Origin of the sequence: Hymenobacter nivis (assembly GCF_003149515.1) — a bacterium.
Taxonomy (GTDB): Bacteria; Bacteroidota; Bacteroidia; order Cytophagales; family Hymenobacteraceae; genus Hymenobacter; species Hymenobacter nivis.
The window spans coordinates 3,691,125-3,716,083 of the sequence record NZ_CP029145.1; the positions used below are offsets into that span (position 1 = coordinate 3,691,125).

Sequence of the window (24,959 nt, forward strand, 5' to 3'; positions counted from 1 at the left end):
GTTGAAGTATATGTGCTGTGTAAATAACTCTAAATGTTGTAGTTAATCCCGAATAAGAGATGCTTCGGCTGCGCTCAGCATGATGTTCTTTACATCAAACTAATTAGCAACGGGTACTTAGAAAGCGTTGTCATGTCCTTTAACCGCTTGTACAACTGTCATAACTACGATCTTTAAATCCAGTAAGAACGACCAGTTTTTGATGTACCAAACATCAATTTTTACACGCTTGGCCATAGCAATAGTTTCTTTCGTTTCACCGCGAAACCCGCGAACTTGTGCTAAGCCCGTGATACCGGGAGTGACGGTGTGGCGCTCCATGAAGCCGTGCACAACTTGAGAATATTCTTCAGTGTGTTTGAGCATGTGAGGACGCGGACCAACGATTGACATCTCACCTAGTAATACATTGAGGAATTGCGGTAATTCGTCGATGTTGGTTTTGCGCATGAAGGCCCCTACTCGGGTAATCCGCGCATCGCCCTTACTAGCTTGTTTGTGATTGGCTTCATCATTCACGTACATGCTGCGAAATTTGAAGCAGTAAAATGGCTGGTTATCTTTGCCAGTCCGCAGTTGCTTGAAAAACGCTGGGCCCTTTGACTCTGATTTAATAATTAAGGCCATTAGTGGAATCAACCAACTTAATAAGAGCACTAGTACTAGGAGTGCGAATGCAATATCAAATAGCCTTTTTGCAGATAGAGGACGAAGATCGTTAGCACTATCTTGGTATCCGCCACTGGTATTGGCCTGACGTTCAGTTCCGGGGAGGGTTAAGTTATATTCCACAATATGTGAAGCGAAGAGATGAAGTGTTGGTAGTGATAGTGGTAGGGCAGGTCTCAAATAGGCATTCGACTGATTTTAATAGAAATAGAGAAGCTAACAAGTTGTCTTCAGCCTTTTGCAGTAAATTCACTACTTCATACCTTCAATAGGCATAGTCCAAAACCCTAATTTAGTGCTAATTTCTTTGTTTTGTTCAAAAATATATTGGAAACCTTAACTATATAGCAAATATAGGTAACAGTTGTCTTATGTCAAGTAAATTATTCACTGTCTGAGTTCTTTGATAATAAGCGTCTAAAAATAGTGCTCAAAACAATTGTATTTACCTAAGCTGAAACTGTTTGCATCGTCAGTCCATTCGATGGGATGCAGTTATAAGATGAGCATAAAGCCATTATATTGCTTAGTCATATTAATATACTGACTATCAATACTTTAATTTTTATTCTTGTATCACATAACGAACTTAGTAACGATTGTGCTGTACCTGATGAATTGAAGTATTCTGCTTGCACAATCGAAGGCGGCCTCCGAAAAATTACGGACAGATATTATCCGAATCTAAGACAATGAAAATTCAAGATTTTTAAAAAATACTTGTTAGACTAACAATCTCCTACGCTGCCAAAGTGCAGTGTTGATCTGGATCGTCCCGAGAACTGATTGCACATAACCACCGACCCCTGATAGTTTGAGTATAAAACCGGGAGCTAAGCAACTGGTCATAATTAACCAGACTGAGGTGGTCGGGTAGAAATGGACACGGAGAAAGTAACTTTCCCTTGTCATGGAAGCAGCAAAACCAGCCGGTAGACGGCAGCGAACGAAGTATGATGCGGCCTTTCGGACCGAGGCGGTCCGCCGCGTAAGCCAGGATGGGCAAGCGGCGACGCGGGTCGCGCAGGCGTTGGGCATGAGCGAGGCCGTGTTGGGCAAATGGGTGCGGGCAGCTCGCAGCCAAGCGGCTCGTCCAGCAAGCGGCTCGTCCAGCAGGCAGTGAAGCGCTGGCGCAGGAAAACAAGCAGTTACGGGCCCAATTGGCCCGCGCGGAAATGGAGCGCGACATTTTAAAAAAAGCGCTGACCATATTCTCGTAACCGACGGGCCGATGAAACGCTTCGCTTTCATTGCCTCACACGCCCCCTGTTGGCCCGTGCGGCAGCAGTGCCAGCTGCTGGGTGTCAGCCCCAGCGGCTACTACGCGTGGCAAAAGCGCGTCCCCGTTGCGGCGGCCGAGCCAGCGCTTGCCGCCTGGCAAGTGGCGGCCCAGCGCGTCTTCTCCGCCCATGCCGGCCGCTACGGTCAACGCCGGCTACGGGCTCAGTTGCAGCGCGAAGGCCACGCGGTAGGCCGGCAGCGGCTGCGCGGCTGGCTCATTGCCAGTGGCTTACGCGCCCGCTGCACCCGCACCAGCTCCCGGCCCCCGCGTACTACCCAGGCTAACCCGCAGGCCGTGGCCGCCGCCAACAAATTAGCCTCCTGGCCCGCGGCCACGGCCCCCAACCAAATCTGGGTCGGCGACATTACCTACCTGGCCCTGGCCCTGGCTACGGGGTACTAGGCGTACCTGGCCTGCTGGCGCGATGCCGTTGAGCGGCGCGTGGTGGGCTGGCACGTGAGCGAATCGCTGCATACGGACTTGATGCTGACCGCCTTTAGCCGGGCGGTGGCCGTCTGCCAGCCCCCGCCCGGTCTGCTCGTGCACGCCGACCGCGGCAGCCAGTATACCAGCGACGCCTTTACCACCCTACTCGACCGGACCCAGGCCATTGCCAGCCGGAGCCGGCCCGGTAACCCCTACGACAACGCCCTGGCAGAGAGCGGCTGGAGCACGCTCAAAACCGAGTTGCTGCCTCGCGGAGCCTGCTTTGCTGACCTGGAAGAGGCCCGGCTAGAACTGGCCGAGTATCTGGACCATTATTACAATACCCAGCGACTGCACTCCGCCCTGGGCTACTGTGCCCCGCTCGAAATCGAACTCCACTACCTTCTCAACCTGCCTTAGCGCGGTGTCCATTTGCATCCGAACACCTCATAAAATGAATTGTGGGCCTTTTTTCGGCCTTGATACGCTACGCCTGAACCCCCTTTTTTGCCGGACTGTGGGTACCGTCCGGATTCAATTCAGCAGGAGTTATTGCGACCGATTTATCCCGCAGCAGGGCTTGATAGGCTTGTTCAAAAATCCCAAACTTGCTCCAGCGGTTGTAAAAATAATGCACTGCTTGCCAGGAATAGGGATAGATATCCCCCTCACAATCAAGAAAAATAAACTCTCATTGACAGCCTGTTTTTAATTTGTGTTGAATACACTTCAAAATAAAGAAAGGCGAAATTTTACTGGCAAACCCGCGTTTATTCTTGGGGATTAGGGGGATAAAATATTTGTCAATCTGCTTAGCAGTTAAATCATGAATTGGGTTCTTTTTGTTTTCCACTATATTGGCCATTAGTTTGTTATTCAAAATAAACTTGCCCTAAAAATAGTTTAAATGTCTTCGAAGCTAAAACTAAAAACTAGTCCCCCCTCTTTTTTGGAGAGGGGGCTAGGGGGTGAAGTTCCCCGCCCTGGGGCCCCTAGCGGTTGCGGCCGTACTGCTCGTGGCTACTCACCCAGTCCGAGCTACTGATGGCGGCGCCCAGGCTCAGCTCGCCGGCTAGTACCACGCCGGCCACGATTTCGGCGAACTTGTACACCGTGCCGCGGCCTGTGCAGCCCAGCAGGCGCAGGCATTCGTTTTGGGTAGCCAGGCCGGTGCCGCCGCCGTGGGTGGCCACAATCAGGCTCGGGATGGTGATGTTGATGTACAAGTCGCCCTCCTTTGTCACCTCCGAGTACAGCACGCCGGCGCTCGACTCGCTCACGTTGGCCACGTCCTGCCCCGTGGCAATGAACAGCGCCGTAATGCCGTTGGCCGAGTGGGCCCCGTTGTTATTAGCGCCTGAGAGAAAGGCACCTACGTTGCTCACCTGCCCGTGGTAGGCCAGCTGCTCGGGCGTCACGCGCATGCGTTGCTGCAAGATGTCGCGCTTAATTACGGCCTCCGCCGTCACGCGCTTGCCGCGGGTGCGCATCACGTTGATTTGCGAGGCCTTTTTGTCGGTGGCGAAGTTCGATTCGAGGTAGAAATGCTCGACTTTAGGGCCCCCGTAGTTGGCCAGAATCCAGGAGCAGGCGGCGAAGGTGGCGCGGCCCACCATGTTCTGGCCCGCCGCGTCGCCGGTCGAAAAGTTGAAACGCAGGTAGGCAAACTTGTTGGCCAGGTACGTGTCGATGTACTGGAGCTTGGCGATGCGCGACGTACTTTCGGCCTCCGGCCGGATACGCTCTAGGTTGTCGGCCACCCACTTACCGAAGTCGCGGGCCCCGCGCGCGTCGCTGAACACAAACACCGGGGCCCGCTGCATGGCGTCGCCAATCACGGTGCACTTCACGCCGCCGCACAGGTTCAGCACCTGCATGCCGCGGTTGTAGCTGGCCACGAGCGTGCCCTCGGTGGTGGCCATCGGGATGAGGAAGTCGCCCTGCGCATGCTCGCCGTTCACGGTCAGGGGCCCCGCCAGGCCCACCGGCACCTGCGCCACGCCCATGAAGTGCTCGCAGTTGCCCTGCAAGTCGTGCGCATCAAACGAGTACGACTTCAAGTGCTTAAAATGCTGCTGCGTAAACTCTTCGGCAAACCGCTGGCGGGCCTGGATGGCGGCCTCCGAGTAATCGTCGTCGTCGGAGCGCGGGATGCGGGGGCGGCTGGCGGTAGCGCCCACAATGGTGTCCTCCACCTCCACGTGCAAGTCGCCGAGCACATCGGTCGAAAACCACACCTGCATCGGATAAATGCCCTCGGGCAAGGCCGCTGTGGCCAGCATAAACGTGAGGCTGCGGCCCACGGGCAGCTCCAGGGCCTGGCCGTCGGCGGGCCCCAGGCTGGCGGCGGGGCGTGTTTCGCCGCCGCCCAGGTCCAGCGTGACCTGCGCGGCCGGCACCACCGTGTCGCCCACCTGCACCTGGCGCAAGCCGGTGATTTTCACCGTATCCAGCCGGTTCTTGATGCTGAAAGCGATGCCCTGGCCATCGGGCAAATTGTGCAGGCTGCCGCGCGTGTACAGCAGTTTCAGTAGCATCGGACTGGGAGTGAAAACCATCAGGAATCGGGATTAGAAAAGGTAATGTGCCGCTTGTACTGCAATTAGGGCCCCAGCAAAGGTGCAGGATTATGGGGTCGAAGGCTTGGGCTTTTTGAAAGTAATGGGCAAGGTGTACGGTATAGCAACCGGCCGGCCGCCACTCATTCCCGGTGTAAATCCATCCATTGCCTTTATTACTCGAATGACTTCGGCATCAGCGGCTGGCGACAAACCTTTGACTATAATAGGTTTCTGCACAAGGCCAGCCGTGTCGATGGTAAAAGTGACGAAGACTCTTCCTTCGGGAAAATCTGGCTGGTACCGGATGTTGCACTGTACGTAATCTACTATGCCGGAACTGCCACTATTGAAATCCTTCTTTTGGAAAGAAGGCATTCGTTCATAGCGTGTTATTGAAATCGGTTCTGTTGCTTCGCCAATCAGGTATGTTGGCTCATCCGCGGGGCTCCGTTTTGGCTTTAGCCCGTCCAAATCTGCTTGGGTGGGCCCGGGGGATATCTTATTGTCCGGCAGTGCTTCAATATCTCCCAATAATTCTACTCGTTTTGCCGGCTGCACAACTTTAACCTTGTGGTGTGGGGCCCCCTGCCGCACCTGGGCCAGCGCCTCCCGCGCGCTCAGCCCCTGGGCCACCACCAGCACCAGCGCCACCAGAAACCAGCGCAGCTGCCGCGTGAGGGGTAGGGGCCCCTGCACCTGGGCCCCGGCGAAGCGGCCGCACACGCGCCCGTCGGGCGCGGTGGCGCGGGAGGCGGCCAGGTCGGCGGCGGGGTTTTGGGACTGGCTAAAGTCGAGCACCACGCGCTGGCAGCGGGCGCAGTAGTGGCCCAGGGCCGTGGGCGTCAGGGCGGCCCGGGGTTCGGAGCACGGCAGTAGGCGGGCGTGGAAGGTGGGCAGAAGCAGCATGGCGGGCGGGGCGGAAGGGCCCGAAAAGGTACCGATTTTCCGGCTGGGGGCGGTGCAGGTAATTGATTATTGTGAACGCCTCATAAACCACGCTTATGGCTGGGGCCCCACGCCGGGTTGCGGGAGGGCCAGCCGCGGGGCCCCTGCAACGGTTTCTCAAAAACTCCGTATTTGCTGTGCTTGACCCAATTCGTTGATCAGTAGCCTACTACTAATGCGCGGGGCCGCGCAATAACCAAAAGGCCCGGCTTGTTGGTTTACCGTTGCTGCTTTTGGAAAGCTGCCTGGCTTCCCGAATGCAGCCCAGGCGCCGGGGCGCCGGGGCTGCCCGCGCACCGGGGGCCCTGTGTTACCTTTGCAGGCTATTGGGTTGGGACCGCCAGTCTACCGCTCTATCTTCACTATGTCCTCATCTTTCGAATACCCTCGCTTTACCCTTGGTGCTACGCTCACCGATGAACAGCGGGCTTTTTTTGCCAAACACGGTTTTCTGCATTTTCGGCCGTTTGCTTCGCCTGCCCAGGTACAGGAAATTCTCCACGCCACCCAGGATGTACAGCGCCGCTGGCTGGCCGAGGGCGTGGAAAAAGTGAACGGCGTGCCCATCAAGTACGGCCAGGACGTGGACGGCGCCCGCATCGTGCAGCGCTTCGCGTTCACGTCGCAGCACCACCCGCTGCTGCGCGAGCTGCTGCAAGACCCGCGCTTCCAGGCCCTGTTTCCGCTGCTGGAGGCCGAGGGCGGCCGGGTGGGCGAAAACGAGAAGGACGGCCTCGTGGTGAATCACTACGTGAATATCCCGGGCTCGGAGTTCAGCCAGATGGGCTGGCACACCGACTCGCTGCGCGACGTGTTCTACGGCAAGCGCATCGGGCCCATGCTCAACGTAGGCCTGCACCTCGACGGCACCAAGGCCACCAACGGCGGCCTGCGCGTCATTCCCGGCACGCACCGCCAGGGCCTGGGCAAGATGCTCTTCCGCAAGAAATACTACAAGGACGTGCACTATGACCCGAACGAAATCGCCATCGAAACCGAGCCCGGCGACCTCACCGTGCACGACGGCCGCATGTGGCACCGCGTGGCGCAGTCGCCGCTCATCGGCGATGCCTCGCGCCGCCGTGTGATGTACGTGCCCATCATTTCGGGCAAGTACCAGCCCAAGAGCGAGGACAGCCCCACGCCATTCTACCTGCGCTTTTTACACTTAGTGAAATAGCATTGGCAGCGGCAACTAGGCCGTCATGCTGAATGCAGTGAAGCATGACGGCCTAAAAAAGCTACCTGATTGGATTTTAAAGTTTTAAAATAAAGCGTGGGGCCCCGGAAGCAGCAATTGCTCCCAGGGCCCCACGCTTTATTTTAAGCCCAGCCTACGCCGGCGCCGTGGGCCAGATGCGGCCTGCCAGCCAATAGGCCAGCCAGGCGAAGAGCGGGGCCCCCAGCACGTCGTACACGTAGTGCACGTGCTGCACCAGCACCAGCACGCCGATGGTAGCGGCCAACACGCCGAGCGCCCCGCGCCACCAGCGCCCGCGCACGGCCAGCGCCAGTAGCGCCACGGTGGCCGTGTGGCCCGAAAAAAACAGGTCCCGGGTGATGGGCACGGCCGTACTGGCGTGGAACAGGTGCTCGGTCACCGGGTCGGGGAAGGGCAGGATGCCCATTGGCGGCTCCAGCGGCAGTACCCAGATGGTGGCCATGCGCAGCAGCTGCAAAAACAGGTAGGCCCACACGCCGCGCATCAGCAGCTGCGGCCGCCCCAGCAGCCAGGCCACAGCGGTGATGCAGCTGCCGTACATCAGCAGGAAAATGGGGCTGGCCACGTTGCGGGCGGGCAAGTAGGCCAGCACTGGGTCGGCCAGGTGGTGGCCGGCGCGGTGCTGGATGAATTGGTAGAACGGCGCTGCCGCTGGTACCACGCCCGCAAAAATCAGGGCCAACGCCAGTGCCAACAGGGCCCGAAACCCGGGCTGGGCCCACGCGCCCGGCCAGGTCTGGGCGGGCGCTTCCGAAGGCGTATTGGTTGCAACAGGGAACGAAACACGCATAGCGACGAATAAAACCGACAAGCTCAACCTGGATGAGCAACAAAAATAATGCGCAAACCTGCTCCGGCCTTACATTGCCGTAACATTGGCCGCCCGGCCGTAACCCACAGGTAACCATTTGCCATGACTTTTCCGCTGCTTTCGCGGCCCGCACTGCGCGGGGCCGCCCTGGGCCTGGGGGCCCTGCTGGGGCCCCTGGCCGCCACCGCCCAAAACGCCGCCCTCGATGCCCGCATCGCCAAGCTGGCGGCGGCTGAGGAGCCCAAAGTCATTGCCTGGCGGCGCGACCTGCACGAGCACCCCGAGCTGGGCAACGAGGAAAACCGCACCGCCGCCCTGGTAGCCGCGCACCTCAAAAGCCTGGGCCTGGAGGTGCAGACGGGCGTGGCCCGCACCGGTGTGGTGGGTATTTTGCGCGGCGGCAAGCCGGGCCCCGTGGTGGCCCTGCGCGCCGACATGGACGGCCTGCCCCTCACCGAAACCAGCGGCCTGGCCTTTGCCTCGACCGTGAAAACCACCTACCTGGGCCAGCCCGTGGGCGTGATGCACGCCTGCGGCCACGATACCCACGTGGCCATGCTCATGGGGGCGGCCGAGGTGCTGGCCCAGGTGAAAAAGGACCTGCCTGGCACCGTCAAATTTATTTTCCAGCCCGCCGAAGAAGGCTCGGTGCCCGGCATGGAGGGCGGGGCCAAGCTGATGGTGAAGGAAGGCGTGCTCGAAAACCCCAAGGTGGACGCCGTGTTCGGCGTGCACATCAACGCCTCTACCGAGGTGGGCGTGCTCAAGTACCGGCCCGGCGGCGAAATGGCCAGTTCCGACCGTTTCACCATCAAGGTGCACGGCAAGGGCGCGCACGGCGCCGCCCCCTGGAATAGCGTGGACCCGGTGGTGACGGCCGCCCAGATCATCATGGGCCTGCAAACCATCGTGAGCCGGCAGGTGAAGCTCATCGACGACGCGGCCGTGGTGACGGTGGGTACCGTCAACGGCGGCGTGCGCTACAACGTCATCCCGCCCGATGTGGAGCTGAGCGGCACCATCCGGGCCCTGAACCCGGCGGCGCAGCAGCAAATTTGGGCGTCCGTGCGCCGCATTGCCACCAATATTGCCGAGAGTGCCGGGGCTACGGCCGACGTATCCATCGAGCCTTATGTGCCCGTGACCATCAACGACCCCGCCCTCACGGCCCGGATGCTGCCCACGCTGCAAGCCGTGGCCGGGGCCCCCAACGTGCACGAAATCAAGGCCGTGACCGGGGCCGAGGATTTTGCTTTTTACCAGGAAAAGGTGCCCGGCCTGTTCCTGTTCGTGGGCGGCATGACGCCCGGCACCGACCCCAGCACCGTAGCCGACCACCACACCGCGGGCTTCAAAATCGACGAGAGTGGCCTAACGTTGGGCGTGAAAACCCTGGCCACCCTGGCAGCCGACTACCTCGCCCAAAAGCGTCGCTAACGCAGTTGCCAAGGCAGTGCCCTAGCGCGGTTTCGGAATTAGCGGGTGCAAGGGCGGGGCTTGCCCCCGCCCTTGCACCCGCGCCAGGCTACTGATTCCGTTCAACGACGGGCGGGGGCAAGCCCCGCCCCTGCATCGTCTAAACTGTATAGTAACTTCGAAACAGCTTTAAAACCAACGGGCAACTACCCGTTTACCCAACTAGCTGGCAGGCAGCAAGCAAAGGGGGCCCCCAGCAGTGCTGAGGGCCCCCTTTTTATGGTAGCAAATGGTTGGCTCAGCGCCCGATGGCGTAGTCCAGCTTCAGCATCAGGGTGCCGAAACCGTCCTTCACGTTGGGGTTGCCGCGCTGGCTGATGTCGTCGAGGTTGTCGGTGGTGGTGAGGTAGTAGTTGCCCTCCAGCGTCAGATTGAACTGGTCGGTGAGGGGCACCACCACGCCCGCGCCCACGGGCAGCACGCCGGCCAGGGCGGGGTAGTCGTTGCGCTCGGCGGGCAGGTAGGCGGTGGTGCTGGTGGGCCGCGCCGTGCCGAGGTAGGCCTGCGGGTTGTAGAGCAGCAGGCCTAGCCCGGCCTGCACGAAGGGCTGCACCCGCCGCGCCGCGCCCGGGGTAGCGTACACCGACGGGTCGCCCAGCAAATCGTAGCGCACGAAGGCCGTGCCCAGCCCGTTGTGGCCATAAAAAGCCAGGCCGCGGCTCGGCAGGTAGTCGCGGGCCCCCATGCCGAAGTAGCCCAGCTCGCCGCCGATGCGCCAGTGGGGCCCCAGGCTATAGAGCAAGCCCAGGTTGAGGGCAGGGCCCAGGAAATCGTTGCTCAGGCTGTTGCCCAGGTCGCCGTTGTAGAAGGCCGTGCCCACGCCGGCGCTCACTCGCAGGGGCCCCAGGTAATAGGCGTGGCCGTTGTGGTCGTGGCGGCGCCGCCGGGCCACGTTCTGGGCGCGGGCCGCCGGAGGCCCGGCCAGCAAAACCAAGCCAAACAGGCCACCGGCCAAGCAGTTGCGCAACGAAAAAGCCATGTGTTAAGCAAGGATGAAATGAAAACGGGCCGCCGCCCGGCCGCGGGCCGGTACTTACGGCAACAACGGCCGGGCGGTAGGGCCCTGGCGCAACTTTTTTGCGCTACTTGAACTTGCCCTGCGGGTCGGGCTGCTTGGCGAGCAGGTCGCTCACGAGGCCAAAGTCGATGCTGGCGGTGCTCAGGGCCTGGCCTTTGTGCACGGCCTCCCAGGCCTCGGGGTACTTCTCCTGGTAGTAGTAGCCGCGGGCTAGCTGCTGCCAGGCGTTGGCATTGGTGGCGTCGGCGGCCACAGCGCGCTGAAGCAGGTCCAGGCCGGTAGTGAGGTCCCTCTTTTTCTTGCCGGTGCCGTAGCGGATGAGGTGGCTCGTGCCCAGGTCGCTCAGCACCAGCGAGTTGGTGGGCGTGATGGCTAGGGCTTGCTGGAGCAGGGCGATGGAGGCGTCGGGGGTAGGTTGGCTGCTGGCCACCACGCCCAGGCCCCGGTAGGCGTCGGCGTTGCGGGGGTTGAGCAGCCAGGCCAAGTTGAAGCGCGACGTGGCCGTATCAGGCTGGTTTTCTGATAAATACTCGAAGCCCTTGGTGGCGAAGAATGCGCTGGCTTCTTCCTTCGAGGCAAAGCTTTTGGCCACGGCCTCCAGCTTGGGGGCCCCGTAGGCGGCCGTGGCCTGGGCCGGACTCAGGCCCCCAAACAGGGGCTGCAAGCGGGCCGGGCGCGGGGCAGTGCCCGCGGCGGGCTGGCCGCCGTCGATGGGCTGGCGCACCTTTTGGGCGCGGGCCAGGCGGGGGCTGCCCACCAGCAGGGCTAGCGCAAGGCCAGCCGTCGTAAGCACACGAGTTGTCGTCATAACCAATCCAATAAAAAATGCGGCCGGGGCCCGAAAGCGCAAAGGTAGCCGCCGCCTGGGGCAAACTGTGCACCCTCGCGCGGCGTAGGTAAGCGCGGCCGGAAGGGCTTTGCCCGCCGCCGCGCACTTCTACCCCTAACATGAGAATTACCCGTTTATTGCTGGTGCCCGTGGGGGCCATATTGGTGCTGGGCGCCGTGCTGGGCGCCACCGAGTATGCAGCGGCCTGCCCCAGCCACCGCACCGCTGACGTGCCCTACGTGCCCGCCACCACGCCCGGCTTCGACGCCAAGTACAACCTGCTCGACGTGTACGCGCCCAAAAAAGCGGGCCCCGCCGCCGGCTACCCGGTGGTGCTGTTCATCCACGGCGGCAGCTGGACCAGCGGTGACAAAAACTTCTACTCCTTCATCGGGCGGCGGCTGGCCAAGCAGGGCGTAGTAGGCGTCGTCGTCAGCTACCGGCTCTCGCCCAAAGTGCACGTGCCCGAGCAGGCCACCGACTGCGCCCGGGCCCTGGCCTGGACGGTGAACAACATCAAAAACTACGGCGGCGACCCGGCCCGGGTGTTCGTGATGGGCCACTCGGCCGGCGGCGGCCTGGCCGCCCTGCTCGCCACCGACGATACCCTGCTGGCCCGCAACGGCCTGCCCACCAACCCCGTGCGCGGTGCCATTCTCGACGACCCCGCCGGGCTCGACATGTACGACTACCTGAAAAAGATGCAGTACCCCGGCGACGAGAAGTACCTCGTCCCCTTCACCAAAGACCCGGCCGTGTGGTACGAAAACTCCGCCATCTACAAAATCCGCGCCGGCCTGCCACCGTTCCTCTTCTTCATTGGCGGCGAAACCTACCCCAGCATCAGCAGCAGCTCGGCCCGCTTCCGCGCCAAGCTAGCGGCCGTGGGGGCCCCGCCGCGCTACACCGTGCTGCCCGGCAAGCACCACATCCCCATGGTGTTGCAACTCTACTGGCAGCACAACATCATCTACCAGGAGCTGCTGAAACTGGTGGGCGCGTAGGGCACCCGGCGTGAATGGCAAGGAAGCACAGGTACTGACTGGCAATACTTTGGCTCATAAAGTTGTCATTATTACCACTAAAGCCAACGAAAGGTCATTAGAGGTGCTGGCCTTCAGCAAGAAGCATAACATCGCGCTAATCCCGGCCTGGCCGGCCCGAACCGCTGCCGAAGCGGCCGTTCGGGACTATATCAAGCAAACCTACCCCACCGCCAAGCTGCATTCCATCTACGAAGATAAAAAGCAGGCGGGCCATTATGTGACGGAATTTGAAAACGGCGGTCAAACCTACAAGCTACGCTTCGACGGCCAGGGCCACCCAGTGGCCGAGTAGGGCCCCTACAGCACTGGGTGTTCCGACTCGAAAACTACTTTAGCCGGCCAAAATGCGGGCCGTGACGAGCAACTGGCCCACGTGGCGCTGGGTGTGCTCGGCGGCGTGCACCAGCAGGCCGATGACGGTGGACGGCAGGGCGGCGCGGCCCACCGGCCGGTAGTCGGTCAGCGTGTTTTCGGGGGTGAGGTGCAGTTGGGCCAGGGCCTGCTGCACTTCATTTCCGAAGGCTTTTTGCAGCGCTTCTACCTGAGCAGCAGGGGCCTCGGCGCCGAGTGCGGGGTGGCCTTCGGCGGCTAGGTAGGCCAGTTGAGCGGGGCTCAGGGGCTGGTTTTGGGCGTAGGTGAGCATGCGGTCGAGCACGCCGGTGAGGTGCTGGAGGTGGAAGCCTACTGCGGCCACGCCGGCCGGCTGGGCCCACAGCTGGGCGGCGGGGAAGGGGGCGAGGGCAGCAGCTACGTCGGCCTGGGCTTGCAGCAGGGCGTAGGCCACCGGCTGGAGCAGCGGCGGCACGGCGGGCAGGGGCCCCCGGAGCCACACTTCGGGTAGGGCATCAGGCGGGGTATTGGGCATAAGGGGGCGTGGATTAGTTTTAAAAGTAAGGCACGGGGCAGGGCATCGCACCACCAAGCTGTGCCTGGCCTGGCTCGTGCTGCCCCGGAGGGCCCCAGGAAAGGCCAGGCACGGCTTGCCAGTACGGCAAAAACAGGTCGCACAGCCAAACGGGCCGTACTTTTGTGGCCTATGTCCGCTACCATCCCCGCCGAAGCCCTGCTGGCCGCTGCCGAGCAGTTTGGCACCCCGCTCTACGTGTACCAGGCCGAAACCATCGCCCGGCAGTTTCACCAGTTGGAAACGGCCTTCACTGGCCACCCCACGCGGTTTTTCTACGCTTGTAAAGCTCTTAGTAACCAGACTGTTCTGCGCCACCTGCGGGGCCTGGGCGCGGGCCTCGATTGCGTGAGCCTCAACGAAGTGAAGCTGGGCCTGCACGCCGGCTTTGCGCCCGAAAACATCCTCTTCACGCCCAACAGCGTCACGTTTGAGGAAATTGTGGCCGCCAAGGACTTGGGCGTGCATTTAAACATCGACAATATTTCGATGCTGGAGCGCTTCGGCACCACGTATGGCGGCAGCTATCCGGTGTGCATCCGGCTGAACCCGCACATTGAGGCGGGCGGCAACTACAAAATCTCTACTGGCCACATCGATAGCAAATTTGGCATCAGCATCCATCAAATGCGCCATTTGGAACGCGTAGTTAAAAGTACTGGCCTGAATGTGAAGGGTTTGCATATGCACACGGGCTCCGAAATAAAGGACGTGGACGTATTTCTTAGGGCCCTGGAGGTGCTGTTCGACGCCGCCCGCCGCTTCCCCGACCTGGAGTTTCTGGACCTGGGCTCGGGCTTCAAAGTGCCCTACAAGCCCGGCGACGTGGCCACCGATATGGCAGAGCTGGGCCTCCGCGTCACGGCTGCCTTCGCCGAGTTTGAGCAAGAGTACGGCCGGCCGCTGCAAGCCTGGTTCGAGCCAGGCAAATACCTGGTGAGCGAAGCCGGCTTTCTGCTGGTGCGCGTAGCCGTGGTGAAGCAAACGCCGGCCACGGTGTTCGCCGGCGTCGATTCGGGGTTCAACCACCTTATCCGGCCCATGTTCTATGACAGCTACCACACCATCAGCAACTTAAGTCACCCCGAGGGCCCCGAGCGGGTGTACACCGTGGTGGGCAACATCTGCGAAACCGACACCTTCGCCTGGGACCGCCGCTTGCCCGAAGTGCACGAGGGCGACTTGCTGGCCTTCCACAACGCCGGCGCCTACGGCTTCGAGATGAGCAGCAGCTTCAACTCGCGCGTGCGCCCCGCCGAGGTACTGCTCGAAAACGGTGAGTTGCGCCAAATTCGCCGCCGCCAAACGTTCGAGGATTTATTAGCTGGACAAGAATAATTAATTACTGAATTAATTAATTCGGTAATTGATTAATTCAGGCGTGACAACTGAGAGGCCGTTATGCAGAACGAAGTGAAGCATCTCTCCCGCAGCAGTAATTGATTACTTATGCAGTAGAGATGCTTCACTTCGTTCTGCATGACGGCCTTTCAGCACGACAGCTACTGGGCGATAACCGCCTAGTAGCTGTCCTGCTGATTAGCTGTTCATTACCCTCTCCTGGTGCGTTACCGACTCCAGGTGCACGGCTTCCATGTAGCGCTCTACGAAGTCTTCGGTGAGGCCGACTTGGGCCCCTTGGCGCTTGCTGCGCTCCATGATTTCGTTGAGGCGGGCGGTTTGGAGGATGGTGATGTCGTTGTCTTTCTTATACTGCCCGATTTTTTCGGCCACGGCCATGCGGCGGCCCAGCAGCTGCATCATCTCGGCGTCAAGGTTGTTGATTTGCTCGCGCAGGCCGGCCAGGGCGGTCAGGAATTCCGCCTTGTCGGTGGTTTCGTGGCGCCACACAAGGTTAGTAATGAGCTGGCCGAGCACCTCGGGCGTGATTTGCTGCTTGGCGTCGCTCCAGGCGTTGTCGGGGTCGATGTGGCTCTCGATCATCGTCCCGTCGAAGTCCAAATCCAGGGCCTGCTGGGCCACGGCAAACAGCGTGTCGCGCCGGCCGCAGATGTGGCTGGGGTCGTTGAGGATGGGCAGCTCGGGCATGCGGCGCTTCATTTCGATGGGCAGGTGCCACATCGGCGCGTTGCGGAAATCGGTGTTGCCGTAGCTCGAAAAGCCGCGGTGAATCATGCCCACTTGCTTCAAACCCGCCTTTTGCAGGCGCTCAATGGCGCCCACCCACAGCTCTAGCTCGGGGTGAATGGGGTTTTTTACCAGCACCGGAATGTCCACCCCGCGCAGGGCGTTGGCAATTTCCTGCACCGAAAACGGGTTGCCGGTAGTGCGCGCGCCCACCCAGACTAGGTCCACGCCGAAGGCCAGGCAGTCTTCGACGTGCTTGGCGGTGGCTACCTCTACGGCCACGGGCAGGCCGGTCAGTTCGCTGGCTTTTTTCAGCCAGGGCAGGCCCTTGGCGCCCACGCCTTCAAAGCCGCCGGGCTTGGTACGGGGCTTCCAGATACCGGCGCGCAGGGCCTGCACCTTGCCGGTAGCGGCCAGGCGCTGGCAGGTTTCCAGCACTTGGGCTTCGGTTTCGGCCGAGCAGGGCCCCGAAATGAGGAACGGCTTGTCGTTGGGTTGGCGGTTGAAGAGCTTGTCAAACATGGGATTGGGGAGGTTATCGGTTGATGGAGAGTGGCAGGAGCAATTCAGGCTCTGAGCTGCTATTTGTGCCGGTTTGTACTTTTTATTACTGAATCCTTAAGGAATAGTCTTGCGGATGTGGTTGGCCTGGTTGATTTGGGTAGTCAGCCCGGCGTAGTCTTCCTGCGCCAGCAAGTCGCGGAGGTGCTGAAGCTGGTGCAGGTGCTCGTCGAGCACGTCGAGCACATTGGGCCGGTTCTGGCGGAAGATGGGCACCCACATGGCCGCCGAGCTTTTGGCCAGCCGCACAGTCGAAGCAAAGCCGCCGCCGGCTAGATCGAAGATGCGCTGCTCCTCCTTTTCCTTCTCCAACACGGTGAGGGCCAGGGCAAACGAGGTAATGTGTGAGATATGCGATATGTAGGCCGTGTGCAAGTCGTGGGCCTGCGCATCGAGGTAGAGTAGCCGCATGGGCAGGGCCCTAAACAGCTTTTCGACCAGCTGCAAGGCGTCGGCGTCGCTGTGGGCGGTGTCGCAGAGTACCACCGTTTTGCCTTCGTACAAGCCGAGCACGGCGGCCTCGGGGCCCGAATATTCGGTGCCGGCCATGGGGTGCGTGGCTACAAAGCGGCCCCGGCGCGGGTGCCCGGCCACGGCCGCCAGCAGCGTCACTTTGGTCGAGCCCACGTCAATCACCGTTTGCCGGGGCCCCGTGGCGTCGAGTACCTGGGGCAGCACGGTTAGCATGGCGTCCATGGGCACGGCCACCACCACAAGGTCGGCGCGGCGCACGGCAGCGGGCAGGTCAGCTTCCACCTCGTCCACCAAGCCCAGCTCCAGGGCCCGGCGCGCGTGCTCGGCGCTCTGCTCCACCCCAATAAAGTGCGCAGCCAGCCCGTGCTGCCGCAGGCTGAGCGCCAGCGAGCCGCCGATAAGTCCCAAGCCGATAATGGTAACGGTCATGATTTAGGATAGGAGGATTTGAGGATAGACGGGTAGGAGGATGTGAGGGTAAGCGGGTAGGCAGGTTACAGTTAAGCGGTCATGCTGAGCTTGTCGAAGCATCTCTACTGCGACAGTAATTAATAATTTAGTCAACGGGAAAGACGCTTCAATAAGCTCAGCATGACCGCCTAGTTATCTAATTAACTAACCAGTGGAAGAGCGGCTTCTTCGCTTTCCATACGACGGCCTACTTGCATTGCCACGACGCGGGCCAGGGCCTCGCGCAGCAGGGCTTCCGGCTGGCACAAACTGGCGCGGATGTAGCCCAGCCCGTTGCTGCCAAAAATACCGCCGGGCGTCAAAAATACCCGGGCTTCGGCTAGTACGGCGTCGCTGAGGGCGTAGCCATCGGCGTACTGCGGCGGCACGGGGGCCCAAATGAACAGGCCCACCTGGCCCGGCGCGGGTGCGCAGCCCAGCGCTTGCAGCAGCTCGACGACCAGGGTACGGCGGGCGCGGTAGGTGGCGTTCAGCTCCTGAAACCAGTCGTCGCCCAGCGCCAGGGCGGCTACGGCAGCCTGCTGCACGGGCAGGAACATACCTGAATCCATGTTGCTCTTGAAGCGGAGCACGGCGGCCAGCAAGTCGGCGCGGCCCACCAGGGCCCCCACGCGCCAGCCGGCCAGGTTGTGCGATTTGCTCAGCGAGGTCAGCTCCAGGGCAACGTCTTTGGCGCCGGGCACCGAGAGCAAGCTCGTGGGTGGCGTCTCGTTTAGAACGAAGCCGTAGGGGTTGTCGTGCACCAGCAGGATGTTGTGGGCGCGGGCAAATCCCACGAGTTCGGCAAGGAACGGCCGGCCGGCGGGCGTGCCGGTGGGCATGTGCGGGTAGTTCACCAGCATCATTTTTACCCGTGACAAGTCGGTGGCCGCCAGGGCCCCCAGGTCGGGTAGCCAGCCGGTCGCGGCGGTCAGGTCGTACGTGCGCACTTCGGCCCCGCAGATTTCGGCCACGGCCTGGTAGGTCGGGTAGCCGGGGTTGGGGATGAGCATGGCGTCGCCGGCCTCCAGAAACGTCATCCCGATGTGCATCAGCCCTTCCTTCGAGCCCAGCAGCGGCAGGATTTCGGTGGCTGGGTCGAGGGCCACGCCGTAGTGGCGCTGGTAGAACTCGGCCAGGGCCCCGCGCAGGGCCGGCGTGCCTTGGTAGCTCTGGTAGCCGTGGGCGTTGGGCAGCGCCGCCGTGGCCGCCAGCGCCGCCGTCACGCTCGGATGCGGCGGCAAATCGGGGCTGCCGATGCCCAGGCTGATGATGTTGGCCCCCGCCGCGTTGAGGGCCGCCAGCTCGCGCAGCTTGCGCGAGAAATAATATTCGCCAGTGTGGGCAAGGCGGCTGGCTATGGAGACGTTCATATTAATTCAATTAATTATTTACAGGTAATAGTTGGGATTAGGTAATTAATTAGGCTGTCATGCCAAGCGTAGCATATTTATTGCTCAACTAATTAATTATTATCGTAGTAGAGGTGCTTCGCTGCGCTCGGCATGGCGACCTATTTGCACAATCTTTTTAGGCAGTCGTCTAATTTATAGTTATTTGCAAATTATTAATCAGACTGAATATTTATTTTTGTCTCATGTATAAACCGCTCATTAACAATGTATTTATCTAATAATTTTTCCTTAAAAACCATTTAATTAAATAACGAGTTTAGCACCTTGGTTTAGACCACCGCCCCTTTTTAATAACTCTACATGCTGCCTCCCGACGCCTTACTATTCGTTACCAATCCCTCAAATTCCATGCTGCCGCGCTGGTACACACCCAGCACGCGCAACTCCTCCGTCATGCTGGGCAGCTCTTGTAGCAGCGCTTCCAACAGGGCGGGGTTGTCGAATTCTACGTCAGCATGGAAGCCGTAGTGCCAGGGCTGGCTAGGGCGCGGGCACGACTGCAACTTGCTCAGGTTGAGGCCGTGGGATGCTACCAGCGTGAGCACCTGGGCCAGGCAGCCCGGCGCGTGCGACGTGTAGAAGTACAGCGAGGCCTTGTCGGGCGCGGCCACGGGCTGGGCTTCCGGGGCCCGCTCCAGCATCAGGAAGCGGGTGTAGTTGTGGGGGTCGTCGTGGATGGCGGGGGCCAGCACTTGCAGGCCAAACGCCGCGGCCGCCTGGGCCCCGGCCACCACGGCTACGCCCGGCGTTTGGCGCTCGGCCAACAGCTGGGCGCTGAGGCCGGTATCCTCGGTTTCGACGAGTTGCCAGCGGGGGTGCTGGGCCAGGAAATCGCCGCACTGGCGCAGGGCCATGGGGTGCGAGTGCACCGCCTGTACGTCGGCCAGCGTGGTGCCGGGCAGCGCCAGTAGGTGCTGGTAAATGGGCAGGTACACCTCGCCGGTGATGGTGAGGTCAGCACGCTCCAGCAATAAATAATTAGGTAAGATGCTGCCGGCCAGCGAATTTTCCATGGCCATGAGGGCGGCGTCGGCGCGGCCGTCGGCCACCTGGGCCACTACTTCGCCGAAGGTGGCGCAGAAATTCAACGCCGCGGCCGCCCCGAAGTACTGGTGGGCGGCTACTTGGTGGAAACTTCCCTGGAAACCCTGGATGGCAACACGCATGGCAGTGGAGGCGAAAAAACGACAATAAAAAAGGCCGCCGGAAATCTGGGGGCCTTGCTTCGTTGAGGGGGTGTGCTTGGTAATTAGCATCCGCAACGGCAGGCCCGGTTCTTCTTGAAAAAGAAGAAATAGCGGTAGCCGAAATAATAAAAAGCGGGGGCGGCAAGCATCAAAGTAAAAAAAACGGGCATTAAAAAAGCGCCTCCCGAAGAACGAGCGGCGCTAGCGGTGGGCTATGGGGCGGCTTGTTCTACGCGACGGCGTAGAAGTAATAAAAGCCAAAAAGGTAGCTGGTGCGGGGCATGAGATAGCGGATTTGCGGCGGCAAGTTCTGCTCGAATACTGGGATATCCTAGTAAATGAAGGAAAAAGATTGCTCCCGGGGCCCTAACTAAGTGGCGTTAGCACAGCTTTTTCCCCCAAAGATTATACATTCGCTGCATGACAAAAGCATCTCTTTGCATGGGCTTGGCGGCCGCGGCGCTGGCCCTGGCCGGCTGCGCCCGCAGCACCCCGGCTACTACGGCGGTGGCCCCGCCGGCTGCCGTTCCTACTGCTTCGCCCGCCGCGCCCGACCCGAAAGGCGTGGGCCTCGACGTAGCCGACCTCGACCGCACGGTCGACGCGTGCGACAACTTCTACCAGTTTTCGGGTGGCAACTGGCTGAAGAATAACCCGCTGCCCGACTACGCCTCGCGCTGGGGGCCCCGCAACCTGCTCGGCGAGCGCACCCAAAAGCTGCTGCGCCAGATCCTGGAGGATGCCGCCGCTAACCGCAGCGCGGCCCCCGGCTCGAACGCCCAGAAAGTGGGCGACTTCTACGCGGCGGCTATGGACACGGCGGCCATTGAGCGGGCCGGCCTGGGGCCCCTACGGCCCGAGCTGGCCCGCATTGCTGGGCTGCGCGACCGGGCACAATTGCCTACCCTCATCGCCCACGAACACGAATTGCAGACGGGCATATTCTTCCGCAGTGGGGTGCAGGTCGACGAGAAGAACACGATCCGCTACGTGGTGCAACTGGACCAGGGCGGCCTCACGCTGCCCGACCGCGACTACTACTTTAAGGACGATGCACGCACGGCCAAGGTGAAGGCCGCATACCGCGCGTACATGACGCAGGTGTTTAATATGCTGGGCGATACGCCTGCTACAGCCGCCCGCAATGCCGCCGTCGTAGAGCGTATCGAAACGCGCTTGGCCAAGGCCTCGCGTACCCGCGTGGAACTGCGAAACCCCCAGGCCAACTACAACCAAATGGCCCTGGCCGCGGCCCAAAAACGCTACCCGGCCCTCGACCCCAGGCGCCTGCTGGTGGCCCAGCAATTAGGCCAGGCCCAGGAAGTAATTGTGGGCCAGCCCGCGTTTTTCGACGAGCTGAACGCCGCGCTGAAAACCGAGCTGCTGGTCGACCTGAAGACCTACATGCGCTGGCACCTGGTGCGCTCGGTGGCCCCAGCGCTGCCGGCGGCCTACGCCGACGCGGCCTTCGCCTACAGCCAGGCGCTGACCGGCGCCAAGCAGCCGCCCGCCCGCTGGAAACGCGCGCAAACGGCCACCGACCAAAACCTGGGCGAAGCCTTCGGGCAGCTCTACGTGGACCAGGCCTTTAGCCCCGCGGCCAAGCAAAAGGCCCTGGAAATGGTGAACAACGTGAAGGCCAGCATGGCCGAGCACATCCAAACCAACACCTGGATGAGCGCGCCCACCAAGGCCGAAGCCCTGAAAAAGCTGGGGGCCCTGCACGTAAAAATCGGCTACCCCGACGTGTGGAAGGACTATTCTAAACTCGCCATCACCCGCGCCTCCTACGTACAGAACCTGCTGGCCGCCCGCGCCTGGGACAGCCGCCAGGAGCTGGCGAAGTTTGGAGGCCCCATCGACCGCAACGAGTGGGGCATGACGCCCTCCACCATCAATGCGTACTACAACCCGCCGCTGAACGAAATCGTGTTTCCGGCCGGCTACTTGCAGCCACCGTTCTTTGACCCCAAGGCCGACGACGCGGTAAATTACGGGGCCATTGGCGGGGTGATGGGCCACGAAATGACCCACGGCTTCGACGACCAGGGCCGCCAGTACGACGCCCAGGGCAACCTGCGCGACTGGTGGACGCCCGCCGACGCGGCCGAGTTTACGAAGCGCGCTGCCATCGTAGGGCGCCAGTACGACGAGTTTTCGCCCCTCGACTCGGTGCACGTGAACGGCAAGCTGACCATGGGCGAGAACCTGGCCGATTTCGCCGGCCTCACCGTGGTGTACGGGGCCCTGGAGAAGCAATTGCAGCAGCGCTACGGCGCGGGGCCCCGGCCCAGCTTCGACGGCTTCACGCCCGAGCAGCGGTTTTTCCTGAGCTGGGCCCAGTTGCGGCGCTCCAACATCCGGCCCGAGGCCCTGCGCCAACAAATCCTCACCGACCCGCACTCGCCCGACCAGTACCGTACCATCGGCCCCGTTATGAATATGCCGCAGTTCCAGGCGGCCTTCGGCTGTAAGGAAGGCAGCAAAATGACCCGGACGGCTACCGACCGGGCCGTGATTTGGTAATTGTTTTGGCAATGGTCTAAACCAAGGTGCTAAACTCGTTATTTAATATAATGATTTTGAGGAAAAATTATTGGATAAATATATTGTTAATCAATGGTTTATGCATGAAATAAAAATAAATTCTAAGTCTGATTAATGATTTTGTAAATCACCATAAATTAGACGAATGCCCAATTTTAATACCCCTACCCAAACAGCCCGCCCTGCGCTGGCCGCTCGAAAGCCAGGAGCCAGCGCTTGCGCACCAGGCCGCCAGCGTAGCCGGTGAGGCTGCCGTTGGCCCCGATGACGCGGTGGCAGGGACAGATGATGGAAATCGGGTTTTGGCCATTGGCCGCGCCCACGGCGCGCACGGCCCCGGGGTTGCCCAGTAGCTTGGCTACTTCGAGGTACGAGGCGGTGCGGCCGTGGCCGATGCCGGCCAGGGCCCCCCACACCTGCCGCTGGAAATCGGTGCCGGTGAGGGGCGCGCAGGTTAGGTCGAAGGCGCGCAGCTCGCCCGCGAAGTAGGCGGCGAGTTGCGCGTGGGCCGGGCGCAGGCACTCGGCCACGTCGGCCGGGGCGGTGGGCGCGGCCGCGTCGGGGCCCTCCAGGAAGCGCACGGCGTGCAGGCCCGCATCGGAACCGGTGAGGGCCAGCAGGCCGATGGGTGAGTAGAGGTGGGCGGTGGTGGGCGCGGTCGGCATGGGCAAAGTGCAGATTTACTGTAAGAAACGAATTCTTATGCGGCGTATTGCCCGGGGCCCCTGCTGGGCTACGAAACCAGCGCCGGGGCCCGGCGGGGCCGCGCGGCGGCCACCATGGCCTGGGCTTCGAGCAGGGCCTCGGCGCTGGGCTGGTGCAGCACGCGGGCCGGGCCGGGGCGGCTCAGGTCGGCGTCCCACAGGCCCGAGCGGTGCCACTGGTCGAGGTGGTCCCAGTCGGGGCGGTCCACCACGGGGTAGAGGCAGGCGCCCCACAGCGGCAGGCCTTCGGCGAGCACGGCGGCGCACTCCTGGCCAATCATGCGGAGCCAAACGGGGCGGTCTTCGGCCGGGTGGCTGGTTTCGGTGATGGCGAAAGGACGCTCGTAGCGGCGGTAGGCCTCACGCAGCAGCTGGCGCAGGGGCCGCAGGCGCGGGTCGGGTACGTCGTCGTTCCAGCCCATGATGTAGTGCGGGTTCAGCTGCCACTGGTTGTCGTAGTAGTAGTTGAAGCCCACAATGTCGAGTAGCGTGGGATGGCCGCCCAGCTCGGGGCACAGGCGTCCGCACAAGATGTCGGTGGCCTGGAACTGGTTGGTGTGGGCCTCGCGGGCCTCGCGAATTTCGCGGGCCGAGGCCCCAAACCGCGGCGCGATGGCAATGAGCGGCTCGGTGGTGAGGAGGCGGATGCTGGGGTCGGCCTCGCGCAGGGCGTTGGCGCCCTCAATGTAGGCGCGCATCAGCTCGTACTTCACCTGCCAGCCGTTGCCGTTGCAGTAGGGCGAGGTGCCGCGGGCGTCGCCGCCGAGCCACGAGATGAAGCTCACCTCGTTGATGGGCGTGACGATGAGCGTGCCCGTGGGCTGCTGGCTGCGGTAGAAATCCACAAACGCCCGGCACAGGGCCGCAAACCGCCGCGCAAACATGGGGTGCAGCGGCGTCAGGTCGTCGGGGTAGCCAAAGTGGCACAAGTCCCACACCTGTTGGATGCCGTGGCGCTGCCCGGCGTCGAGCATGATTTTTACGGTGCTGAAATCGTACTGGTAGGGCGTTTTTTCGATGTGAGCCCAGCGGATGCCCTCGCGCACGGTGCGCAAATTGAACGGGGCCAAAGCGGCGTAGTCCTCATCAAGCAGCGGTAGGTGGCCGGTGAGGGGCAGGAAATCGACGCGGTTGCCGAAGGCATTCAGCTGGTCGGTGCATTCGAAGCCGCCCCACCAAAAAGACTGGAACGGGCTGGCACCAAGCGTAGTAAAATCCATCACGAAAGGGGATATGTACAACAAAGTGGCCGCCCCCAGTCGCCGCGAACGGGGCAGGGGCGGCCTCCTTGTACCTTGAAACTGCCGCCGGGGTTCGAAACCGGGCGGTAGACTACGTGCTTTCGGCCCGGCTGGCCAGGTGCTTGGCCTCTATAAAAATCCGCTGAAACTCAGGGTATTTGGCCCGGATGGCATCCTGCAAACCGTCCACAGCTTTCTCCACCCCATCCGATTTCAACTGGTCGTCGAACTCCACATCGAGCGCCAGCACTACGTCCCGGGGCCCCAGGTACATCGTTAGGGGCGCGCGCACCTGGCACACGCCGGGCTGGGCCAGGGCAATGCGGTTGAGTTCGGCGAGGGTTTCGTCGTCCACGCCTTCGCCCACCAGCAGGCCCTTGGTTTTGTAAATCAGGAAGATGGCCACGGCCATCAGCAGCAGGCCGATGGCGATGGACGCGGCTCCATCGAGGTAGGGATTGCTCAGCAAGTGTCCAAAAAATACGCCGGCCAGCGCAATGGCCAGGCCCAACAGGGCGGCCAGGTCTTCTATCAAAATGGCAAACACCGAGGGGTCTTTGCTGCGCGCCAGCGTGGTTGTGAACGAGGCCGAGCCCCGGTCGCGGTTGAAGGCCTGGAATGCGAGGAAGCACGAAATGCCCTCGAACAGCATCGAGAGGCCCAGCACCCAGTAGTTCCAGGTAGGGTCGGTGATGGGGGCTGGGTGCTGGAGGTGCGCAATGCCTTCGTAGAACGACATGCCGCCGCCGACGGCGAACACCAGCACTGCCACGATGAGGGCCCAGAAGTACAGCTCTTTACTACGCCCGAAGGGGTGACGCGCGTCGGCCGGCTTCTCCGACTGCTTCACGCCGTAGAGGATCAGCAGGCCGTTGCCGCTGTCGACGAGCGAGTGGATGCCCTCGGAAAGCATGGCCGAGCTGCCGGTAAAAAACGCCGCCACGAACTTGCTGATGGCGATGGCCACGTTGGCCCCGATAGCGCCGTAAATGGCGAATTTAGAAGAGTGAGCGTCTGACATATCAAGGAATGGGGCCCCATCGCATTGGGCGGCCGGCGGCACAAGCTGCAAATTAACGCCCCGCCGCGGCGGAATGAAGCTG

The 24,959-nt window shown here is 61.4% G+C and carries 24 protein-coding genes; 9 read left to right on the forward strand and 15 right to left on the reverse strand.

What is annotated here, in order from left to right; genetic code table 11:
• Window positions 1-117: 117 nt before the first annotated feature.
• Window positions 118-792 (reverse strand): exopolysaccharide biosynthesis polyprenyl glycosylphosphotransferase, encoded by a 675-nt coding sequence (locus tag DDQ68_RS16350; protein WP_162550173.1) that lies wholly within the window; start codon window positions 790-792, stop codon window positions 118-120.
• A gap of 787 nt (window positions 793-1,579) precedes the next feature.
• On the opposite strand from DDQ68_RS16350, the gene DDQ68_RS24820 reads away from it, so the two are divergent.
• The 3 genes from DDQ68_RS24820 (at window position 1,580) to DDQ68_RS16365 (ending at window position 2,797) form a co-directional block, all read left to right on the forward strand.
• Window positions 1,580-1,792: a transposase gene (locus tag DDQ68_RS24820; RefSeq protein ID WP_109657266.1), complete on the forward strand. Its 213-nt coding sequence runs from the start codon at window positions 1,580-1,582 to the stop codon at window positions 1,790-1,792.
• A gap of 108 nt (window positions 1,793-1,900) precedes the next feature.
• Window positions 1,901-2,353 carry an IS3 family transposase gene (locus DDQ68_RS16360; protein WP_109657267.1) on the forward strand — a complete coding sequence of 151 codons (453 nt, stop codon included), beginning with the start codon at window positions 1,901-1,903 and terminating at the stop codon, window positions 2,351-2,353.
• A gap of 54 nt (window positions 2,354-2,407) precedes the next feature.
• Window positions 2,408-2,797: an integrase core domain-containing protein gene (locus tag DDQ68_RS16365; RefSeq protein ID WP_245897449.1), complete on the forward strand. Its 390-nt coding sequence runs from the start codon at window positions 2,408-2,410 to the stop codon at window positions 2,795-2,797.
• Between the two features lie 67 nt (window positions 2,798-2,864).
• Here DDQ68_RS16365 and DDQ68_RS22985 read toward each other — a convergent pair whose 3' ends face one another.
• From DDQ68_RS22985 to DDQ68_RS22990, 3 genes are all read right to left on the reverse strand, one after another.
• Window positions 2,865-3,014 carry a hypothetical protein gene (locus tag DDQ68_RS22985; RefSeq protein WP_162550175.1) on the reverse strand — a complete coding sequence of 50 codons (150 nt, stop codon included), beginning with the start codon at window positions 3,012-3,014 and terminating at the stop codon, window positions 2,865-2,867.
• A 355-nt stretch (window positions 3,015-3,369) separates the two neighbouring features.
• Window positions 3,370-4,914, reverse strand: coding sequence for a hydroxymethylglutaryl-CoA reductase (locus DDQ68_RS16370; protein WP_245897078.1), 1,545 nt, complete (start codon window positions 4,912-4,914; stop codon window positions 3,370-3,372).
• Between the two features lie 90 nt (window positions 4,915-5,004).
• Window positions 5,005-5,844 carry an energy transducer TonB gene (locus DDQ68_RS22990; protein WP_162550176.1) on the reverse strand — a complete coding sequence of 280 codons (840 nt, stop codon included), beginning with the start codon at window positions 5,842-5,844 and terminating at the stop codon, window positions 5,005-5,007.
• Window positions 5,845-6,247: 403 nt separating this feature from the next.
• On the opposite strand from DDQ68_RS22990, the gene DDQ68_RS16385 reads away from it, so the two are divergent.
• Window positions 6,248-7,063: a phytanoyl-CoA dioxygenase family protein gene (locus tag DDQ68_RS16385; RefSeq protein ID WP_109657271.1), complete on the forward strand. Its 816-nt coding sequence runs from the start codon at window positions 6,248-6,250 to the stop codon at window positions 7,061-7,063.
• A gap of 154 nt (window positions 7,064-7,217) precedes the next feature.
• On the opposite strand, the gene DDQ68_RS16390 is transcribed toward DDQ68_RS16385, so the two are convergent.
• Complete coding sequence (locus DDQ68_RS16390) at window positions 7,218-7,895, reverse strand: phosphatase PAP2-related protein (protein WP_109657272.1); 678 nt, start codon at window positions 7,893-7,895, stop codon at window positions 7,218-7,220.
• A 123-nt stretch (window positions 7,896-8,018) separates the two neighbouring features.
• Here DDQ68_RS16390 and DDQ68_RS16395 point away from each other — a divergent pair, with 123 nt between their 5' ends.
• Window positions 8,019-9,353, forward strand: a complete 1,335-nt coding sequence (locus DDQ68_RS16395) for an amidohydrolase (protein WP_109657273.1) — start codon at window positions 8,019-8,021, stop codon at window positions 9,351-9,353.
• Between the two features lie 277 nt (window positions 9,354-9,630).
• Here the strand turns inward: DDQ68_RS16395 and DDQ68_RS16400 are convergent, their stop codons facing one another.
• Together DDQ68_RS16400 and DDQ68_RS16405 are read right to left on the reverse strand one after the other, a co-directional pair.
• Window positions 9,631-10,371: an outer membrane beta-barrel protein gene (locus DDQ68_RS16400; protein ID WP_109657274.1), complete on the reverse strand. Its 741-nt coding sequence runs from the start codon at window positions 10,369-10,371 to the stop codon at window positions 9,631-9,633.
• Between the two features lie 103 nt (window positions 10,372-10,474).
• Window positions 10,475-11,218 (reverse strand): tetratricopeptide repeat protein, encoded by a 744-nt coding sequence (locus DDQ68_RS16405; protein WP_162550177.1) that lies wholly within the window; start codon window positions 11,216-11,218, stop codon window positions 10,475-10,477.
• Window positions 11,219-11,358: 140 nt separating this feature from the next.
• On the opposite strand from DDQ68_RS16405, the gene DDQ68_RS16410 reads away from it, so the two are divergent.
• Window positions 11,359-12,243 (forward strand): alpha/beta hydrolase, encoded by an 885-nt coding sequence (locus tag DDQ68_RS16410; RefSeq protein ID WP_109657276.1) that lies wholly within the window; start codon window positions 11,359-11,361, stop codon window positions 12,241-12,243.
• Window positions 12,244-12,292: 49 nt separating this feature from the next.
• The gene (locus DDQ68_RS16415) at window positions 12,293-12,577 is read left to right on the forward strand and encodes a hypothetical protein (protein WP_162550178.1); all 285 of its coding nucleotides are present in this window, start codon (window positions 12,293-12,295) and stop codon (window positions 12,575-12,577) included.
• A gap of 39 nt (window positions 12,578-12,616) precedes the next feature.
• Here the strand turns inward: DDQ68_RS16415 and DDQ68_RS16420 are convergent, their stop codons facing one another.
• Complete coding sequence (locus DDQ68_RS16420; protein WP_109657278.1) at window positions 12,617-13,150, reverse strand: DinB family protein; 534 nt, start codon at window positions 13,148-13,150, stop codon at window positions 12,617-12,619.
• 171 nt (window positions 13,151-13,321) lie between these two features.
• On the opposite strand from DDQ68_RS16420, the gene lysA reads away from it, so the two are divergent.
• Entirely contained in the window at window positions 13,322-14,527 is a 1,206-nt protein-coding gene (gene lysA, locus DDQ68_RS16425; RefSeq protein ID WP_109657279.1) for a diaminopimelate decarboxylase, read from the forward strand.
• A 201-nt stretch (window positions 14,528-14,728) separates the two neighbouring features.
• Here lysA and DDQ68_RS23995 read toward each other — a convergent pair whose 3' ends face one another.
• The 4 genes from DDQ68_RS23995 to DDQ68_RS16445 all read right to left on the reverse strand — a co-directional run bounded on the left by DDQ68_RS23995 (window position 14,729) and on the right by DDQ68_RS16445 (window position 19,343).
• Complete coding sequence (locus DDQ68_RS23995; RefSeq protein ID WP_109657280.1) at window positions 14,729-15,799, reverse strand: chorismate mutase; 1,071 nt, start codon at window positions 15,797-15,799, stop codon at window positions 14,729-14,731.
• A 96-nt stretch (window positions 15,800-15,895) separates the two neighbouring features.
• On the reverse strand, window positions 15,896-16,741 hold the full coding sequence (locus tag DDQ68_RS24000; RefSeq protein ID WP_109657281.1) for a prephenate dehydrogenase: 846 nt from the start codon (window positions 16,739-16,741) through the stop codon (window positions 15,896-15,898).
• A 182-nt stretch (window positions 16,742-16,923) separates the two neighbouring features.
• Window positions 16,924-18,135: a pyridoxal phosphate-dependent aminotransferase gene (locus DDQ68_RS16440; RefSeq protein WP_109657282.1), complete on the reverse strand. Its 1,212-nt coding sequence runs from the start codon at window positions 18,133-18,135 to the stop codon at window positions 16,924-16,926.
• Between the two features lie 338 nt (window positions 18,136-18,473).
• Window positions 18,474-19,343: a prephenate dehydratase gene (locus DDQ68_RS16445; RefSeq protein ID WP_109658472.1), complete on the reverse strand. Its 870-nt coding sequence runs from the start codon at window positions 19,341-19,343 to the stop codon at window positions 18,474-18,476.
• A 441-nt stretch (window positions 19,344-19,784) separates the two neighbouring features.
• Here DDQ68_RS16445 and DDQ68_RS16450 point away from each other — a divergent pair, with 441 nt between their 5' ends.
• Window positions 19,785-21,890, forward strand: coding sequence for a M13 family metallopeptidase (locus DDQ68_RS16450; RefSeq protein ID WP_109657283.1), 2,106 nt, complete (start codon window positions 19,785-19,787; stop codon window positions 21,888-21,890).
• 185 nt (window positions 21,891-22,075) lie between these two features.
• Here DDQ68_RS16450 and DDQ68_RS16455 read toward each other — a convergent pair whose 3' ends face one another.
• From DDQ68_RS16455 to DDQ68_RS16465, 3 genes are all read right to left on the reverse strand, one after another.
• On the reverse strand, window positions 22,076-22,576 hold the full coding sequence (locus tag DDQ68_RS16455; RefSeq protein ID WP_109657284.1) for a methylated-DNA--[protein]-cysteine S-methyltransferase: 501 nt from the start codon (window positions 22,574-22,576) through the stop codon (window positions 22,076-22,078).
• A 68-nt stretch (window positions 22,577-22,644) separates the two neighbouring features.
• Window positions 22,645-23,835, reverse strand: a complete 1,191-nt coding sequence (locus tag DDQ68_RS16460) for an amine oxidase (protein ID WP_109657285.1) — start codon at window positions 23,833-23,835, stop codon at window positions 22,645-22,647.
• 112 nt (window positions 23,836-23,947) lie between these two features.
• Entirely contained in the window at window positions 23,948-24,877 is a 930-nt protein-coding gene (locus tag DDQ68_RS16465) for a cation diffusion facilitator family transporter (protein ID WP_109657286.1), read from the reverse strand.
• Between the last annotated feature and the right edge of the window lie 82 nt (window positions 24,878-24,959).